This window comes from Myxococcus sp. AB025B (assembly GCF_006518215.1).
In the GTDB taxonomy this organism is placed as follows: Bacteria; Myxococcota; Myxococcia; order Myxococcales; family Myxococcaceae; genus Myxococcus; species Myxococcus fulvus.
Window position 1 is genome coordinate 1 of record NZ_SRLW01000445.1, and the last position, 5,859, is coordinate 5,859.

The window sequence follows — 5,859 nt, forward strand, 5'->3', positions numbered from 1 at the left end:
CACCACCACCCACCCACGAATGGAACCCATGCCGGGGTGGAACCTAGGCACGGTCCGACGGAGGCGAAGCCCTCCAGTCCCCCCGGGTGTCCACCCGCGAGCACTGCCGCCCGCGCCTTCAGCGGAAGTGCCAGCGCCAGGTGCCCACATCCCCCGGGTCCGCCAGCTCCAGCTCGAAGGACAACAGCTCGTTGCGAGCGAAGTCGCGCGGGTCCACGCGCAAGAACGTCATGCCCGCCGGGTTCTGGCCTCGCAAGGGCGACACCGTGAAGGACAGCTCCGCGTCGAAGGCCACCTTGTAGAACAGGCAGAAGCCATCCACGCGCCCCGCCTCCATCACCGGCCGCTCGTAGCGCACGCGCTGGGGCAGGCCGTCCGCCGTCATCGTCTCCAAATCAAAGGCAAACGCGGGCTCCGGCTCGCACAGCAGGTGGTCCACCTCGTACGAGCGCACCACGCGCGTGAAGTAGGACGGGTTCATCGCCTCACGCAGCGTCTGCAGGCAGCTGTAGTCCACGCCCGGGATTCGCTGGCTCCAGATGAAGGGCAGGCACGCCTCGTCGCGCAGCTGCACCGGCTCCACGAAGACCTCGAAGCGGTTGGGGAGGATGCGCCCGCCGGGCCTGAGCAGCCGCGAGCGCAAGTCCAGCATCCTCGGCACCAGCCCCGCGTCGAAGAGCGCCTCCCCGAGCAGCTCGTGCAACAGCACGTCCACCTTCTCCGGCGGCTGGAAGCTCCACGGCTGCGCGCGCACGAAGTCGATGTGCTCGAGCCCGTTGCGCCGCGCCACCCACTGCGTGGTGTCCAGCAGCCGCGAGGGGTCCACCGCATACAGCCGCCGCGGATGACGCGTCGCCGCCGCGAAGGTGCGCAAGCCCGCCCCCGCGCACACGTCCATCACCACCTGCCCCGGCTTCACGTACCGCGCACACGCCTTCTGCCACGCCAGCACCCGTGCCGGGTCCGACAGCGCCGAGTCCTGCGGCGCCGGGCTCGACAACGCCAGACTGTCCGGCACCACGTTGCGCAACGGCAGCTGCGACACCAACGGCAGGTGGCTCAGCCGAGAACGCAGGTCCATCAACGCCTGCCGAGGCAGGTCGAGCAGATTGGGCATGACACCCCCCACGACAGGAGACGGAAGACCCCCGGGGCCGGGCCGTCGGCCTACCGGGGATTACCAATCATGCTGGAATTACCTGGAGAACCCCATCCACCGTGGGGACAGGGTCTGTGTCCCCACATGAACGGCCCCGGCGTCGGGTCGAGGACAGTCCCGCCTCGTTGGCGGCGGGGTGTCAGGAGGAGGACGGGAGCTTCGCGCCGAAGGCCTTCAATCGCTCGCAGGCCTTCTCCAGCTTGTCGCGGGGGATGGAGAAGACGGCGCGCACCCGCTCCGGGTCCGAGCACCAGGGGCCGCCATTGAGCACCACGTGCGTGTGCTCGTAGACGACGCGCGGCAGGTTCTCCGGGGTGAGCCGCTCGCCGTCCACCGTGCGCCCCAGCCAGGACGTCACGCGGGGCGCGAGGAACAGCCCGCCCGCGTCCCCCGCCTCCGCGCGCGCCTCGGAGGGGAGCACCGCCGCGAGCAGGTCGCGCTTCTCCGCCAGCTCGCGTCGCATCTTCGTGAGGAAGGCGCGCAGCGAGCGGTGCCGCGCCGGGTAGAGCAGCTGACCGTCCGGGCTGCGCGCGTAGGCCGCGTACAGGTAGGCCGCCGCGCGCGCGGTGACCCGGTGCAGCACGCCCGGGCCCGCCTCGCGCATCGCCAAGGCCAGCGCGCGGTCCCTCGTGGCGAGCCAGCCGACGCGCAGCCCGCCCGCGGCGAACTCCTTGGACAGGCCGCCCAGCACCACCGTGCGCGCGCCCACGCCCGGCACCGCGCCCTCGAGCGTCACCGGGCTGTGCACCGTCTCCGCCGTGGGGCTGGTGAGGTTCACCAGGCCGAAGATTTCGTCGGACACCAGCAGGCAGCGCTGCTCCACCACGTAGTTGGCGAGCGCCACCAGCTCCTCGCGCGCCACGTAGACGCCCGTGGGGTTGGAGGGCTGCGAGATGACGACGGCGTCCGGGACGAAGCCGCCCTGTCCTCGCCTGGAGAGCAGCTCCGACAGCGTGCCCTGGGCCACCTGGCAGCCGGCGGAGAGGAACGTCGGCGGCAGCACGCCGTAGCAGGGCGTCGTCAGGAAGACGCGGGGCGCGCGACCCAGGCGCTGCTTGAGCGCGACGCCCAGGTGGTGGATGAGCGGCCACACTCCCGGCGCGAGCACCAGCTCCTCGGCCGTGTAGCGCACGGCGCGCGTCTCCAGCAGGAAGGCGGCCACGGCCTCCGAGAGGCCCGTCTGCGCGCCGGACTCGCGAGGCGCGGCCGCGGCGGCGATGAGCCCCTCCACGAGCGGCTCGGGCAGCGGCCCCTCGTTCTCGCCGTAGTCCAGGCGCACCAGCTCCGCGTCGTCCTCGCGGAACACCTTGGGCGCGAAGGCGGGGAAGGCCGAGAGCGTCTGGATGCGCGAGGAGCGCGGCAGCGGCACCACCGGGTGCCGGCGGGGCCCGGGCGGCTCCGGCTCCGCGAAGGAGATGCGGAAGGACAAGAGGTCCGCGAAGGTGCGCTCGTAGAACCACTGCGCCAGCGTGCTGATGCGCGAGTACGTCACCTCGGCCGCCACCTCCAGGTCCGCGCGCAGCGGCTCCGGCACGGGCAGCAGCAGCGTCAGCTCCAGGTCCGGCCACACCGCGTTCTTCACCAGGCCGTAGAGCACGACCAGGTTGGGGGCATACGGCTCGCGCGCCAGGAACTCGAAGAGGGTGAGCGGCTCCACCTGGCCGGTGATGTTGAAGAAGGCGCTCTCGTCCAGCACCACCCAGATGCCCCGCCGCGACGCCTCCGCGATGATGTCGCGCAGCACGGACAGGTTGGTGCGCTCGCCCTTCTCCACCGTGAGCAGCACCATCTTCACGTCGAAGGCGGACAGCAGCCGGCGGATCTCCTCCAGCGTCGTGTGCGTCACCGTGGCGCGCACGCCCGCCTTCTCCAGCGCCCGCGCGTAGAGCGGGTGGAGGTTGCGCGACACCAGCACCTCGTCGCCCGCGTCGCACGTGGCGAGCAGGAGCGAGTACACCGCCTGCTCACGCTCGGGCGCGACGAACAGCTCCTCCGCCGACAGCCTCAGGCCGAAGTAGCGCTCCAGGTAGCGCACCAGCTGGCGCCGGAACGACGCGTCCCCCGCCTCGTGCGCGTACGGCAGCAGCGGCCCCTTCGCGAGCCGCTCCGAGAGCGCCGCGACGAAGCCCAGCTGCTCGGGCGAGGCGGCGCCCAAATCCAGCTCCTCCTGCAGCGCGGGGATGCCCAGTCCTCGCAGCGACTGGCGCAGGGCCAGCGTCTCGCGCGGACGCGACAGGTGCGCCTCCCACACGGCCACCTCGTGCCATACGGCATGGCCCGACTGCAGCCAGCCCAGCGCGGTGGCGGCGCGCAGGGGCTCGGGGCTGTGCGCCTCCATGAAGAACTCGAACTCGCGCCCGGTGCGCTGCTCCAGCGCGACCAGCGGACGGATGTCCGTGTCCGCCGCCTGCCGCACCCGCCGCGCCACCCGCACCCGCGTGGAGAAGCCGCGCCGGGTGAACATGCGCTCGATGATGGGACGGCCCGGACGGCCCGCCAGGTTGAGCAGCAGCCTGCCCGTCAGCGCCAGCCGCTCGGGCGCCTCGTCGAGCAGCCGCGCGATGAGCCCCAGGCCGAAGTGGTCCTCGTACACGTTCTGCAACGTGCAGTAGTTCGACAAGTCATACAGCGCCTGCTCGTCGGCCTGGGACAGCTCCCCGGGCAGCTCCTCCGTGCGCAGCACCTGGGGGATGCAGCCCACCACGAAGTCCCACGCGGGCTGCGCCGGGACGCCGCGCAACAGGTCGCTCTCCGCGAAGGACAGCCGCGACACCAGCGTCTCGTCGCCGTTGAGCCACGCGTTGCAGCGCGCGACCACGGGCGAGTGCGGGTTGAGGTCCGCGCCGTGCACGTGCGCCAGCCGCGTGAACTTCGCCAGCGCGATGCAGATCCACCCCGAGCCCGCGCCCACCTCCACCAGCCGCTTGCCGGCGTACTCGTCCAACGGGACGCTGAGCAGCCCCTCCAGGAAGGTGTAGGCCCAGGACTCGGGGGCGAAGATGGAGGGCAGGAGGAACAGCTCCAGCCGCTCCTGCGAGGCGCCCACCGCCACGGTGACGGTCACCAGCCGCAGCGGGGCCGACTCGGGCTGGTCGCGCGACAGGTCCGCCAGCTCGCGCAGCTCCACCCGCGCCTGGGCGCGCCGCTCCGGGTGGGCCAGGTCCTCCGACAACGCGCGCAGCAGGTGGAAGGCCTCTCGGGGTGAGGACGGATAGGTCGGCATGGCGCGCGCGACTGTCCCGGGCCCACCGCCGTGTGTCAACGCACTCCTGGCGCATGCACGCAACCCTTTGGCGCCGTGGCTCCAATCAAGATTTGGCCGCTCGCGCGTAATGAAGGGGTGGTCGCGTGGGTAGGACGGGAAGGCAACGGCTGGAACGAATGAAGTCGGTCACGCTCGTGGACAGACCCCGTGGTGGAGAGGGGGCACTGATGGAACTCAGCTTCGGGTCGCCGACGAAGGTCGGCATGCAGGCCTTGATGAGCATTCAGCCCTCGCGGAACCGAGTCCTCAGGGACCCCGCGCGTGTGCGGTGGGAGTCCCAGCCGTGGCGTCGTCAGCTGCGCAACCCAGAGGAGTTCGAGACGCCGGTGTCCCGCTCGGCGCTGGTGAAGGCGCTGCTGGATGAGCAGTTGGAGGTGGACGCGGAGGTGGCGCGGTTCGCCGGGGCGTCGGAGGACGCCGACTGCATCAGCATCGCGCAGGTGGTGCGCTTCGCGGAGCTGTTGACGCGGCGCATGACGCTCGCGGACGCGGATGACCAGGTGCTTCAGCTCGCGCACCTGCGGCGCAACACCGAGGACCTGGCGGAGCGGATGATCGAGTGGGCCAACCAGGGCCGACTCTGAGCCGCGCGAAGTCGTGACGCATCCCGGCTGACACGACATGCCGTGCGGGCGGACGCCTGGGGCTCGAGGCCCCGGGCCCGCGTGCCCGCCTCGGTCTGGATGAGGGGGAGTGCCGGCACGGGATGCAGAGGGGGGGACCGGTGGGCAGTCGGGCGGACTGGCTTCGCCTCGCTGTTCCACCGGGTTTTATCGGCGACATCGTCCACCACTGGCCGTTCGGGTGAGGCCCGGGCGGGTTCCGAGGGCACGGGGGGTGCGAGTGCCTTGACAGGGGTGGAGGTGCGCTGCTCTCACGGAGGGCATGCTCTCCTCGCTCGTCCTCGCCGCCACGCTGGCGGCTGCTCCCGCGCCCCGTTCCGCAGCCCAGGCCCAGACGGTGGTCCACGTGCCCAAGCTGGACGCGCTGGCGGGGCTCACGGCCTTCCTGGAGCGCGCGGGGACGCATGCGGCGCTGCTCAGGCCCGCGGCGTGGCGCGCGGAGCTGCACCCGTTCCTGACCATCGACCCGACGAAGCCGGAGACGTTGACGGCGGTGGGGCTGGACCCGGCGGGGCCGGCGACGGTGTCGCTGCGCACGGATGGCCGCGTGTCGTGCATGCGGGTGTCGGACGCGAAGGTGTTCCAGGCCAAGGCGGCCGAGGCGATGACGCAGGCCGGGGGCGAGGAGGCGAAGGCGGCGACGTCGAAGGGCGTGACGACGGTGAGCACGACGCGCTCGGCGGGTGGGGCCATGGGCTATGCGCTCAAGGGCTCGGACGTCTGCGCGTACGGGGCGACGGATGAGGGCGGGGCGGCGCTCCTGAAGGAGTCGGTGAAGCTGGTGGGCAAGGCGCCCGCGGCGGATGCGCGGC

3 protein-coding genes and 1 pseudogene are annotated in these 5,859 nt (G+C 71.9%); 2 read left to right on the top strand and 2 right to left on the bottom strand.

Annotated features, from left to right (window positions below; all coding sequences use genetic code 11):
• Nucleotides 1-118: 118 nt before the first annotated feature.
• On the bottom strand, nucleotides 119-1,117 hold the full coding sequence (locus FL311_RS40350) for a class I SAM-dependent methyltransferase (protein ID WP_046711269.1): 999 nt from the start codon (nucleotides 1,115-1,117) through the stop codon (nucleotides 119-121).
• Nucleotides 1,118-1,298: 181 nt separating this feature from the next.
• Nucleotides 1,299-4,382, bottom strand: coding sequence for an aminotransferase class I/II-fold pyridoxal phosphate-dependent enzyme (locus FL311_RS40355; protein ID WP_141332958.1), 3,084 nt, complete (start codon nucleotides 4,380-4,382; stop codon nucleotides 1,299-1,301).
• A gap of 209 nt (nucleotides 4,383-4,591) precedes the next feature.
• On the opposite strand from FL311_RS40355, the gene FL311_RS40360 reads away from it, so the two are divergent.
• Nucleotides 4,592-5,008, top strand: coding sequence for a hypothetical protein (locus tag FL311_RS40360; RefSeq protein ID WP_194869575.1), 417 nt, complete (start codon nucleotides 4,592-4,594; stop codon nucleotides 5,006-5,008).
• A gap of 301 nt (nucleotides 5,009-5,309) precedes the next feature.
• Nucleotides 5,310-5,859: pseudogene (locus FL311_RS40365) on the top strand (hypothetical protein); the annotation flags it as partial.

Bases quoted from the DNA above. Each gene is read 5' to 3' on its own strand.
- FL311_RS40350 (WP_046711269.1), bottom strand. From the start codon at position 1,117: ATGCCCAATCTGCTCGACCTGCCTCGGCAGGCGTTGATGGACCTGCGT.
- FL311_RS40360 (WP_194869575.1), top strand. From the start codon at position 4,592: ATGGAACTCAGCTTCGGGTCGCCGACGAAGGTCGGCATGCAGGCCTTG.
- FL311_RS40355 (WP_141332958.1), bottom strand. From the start codon at position 4,382: ATGCCGACCTATCCGTCCTCACCCCGAGAGGCCTTCCACCTGCTGCGC.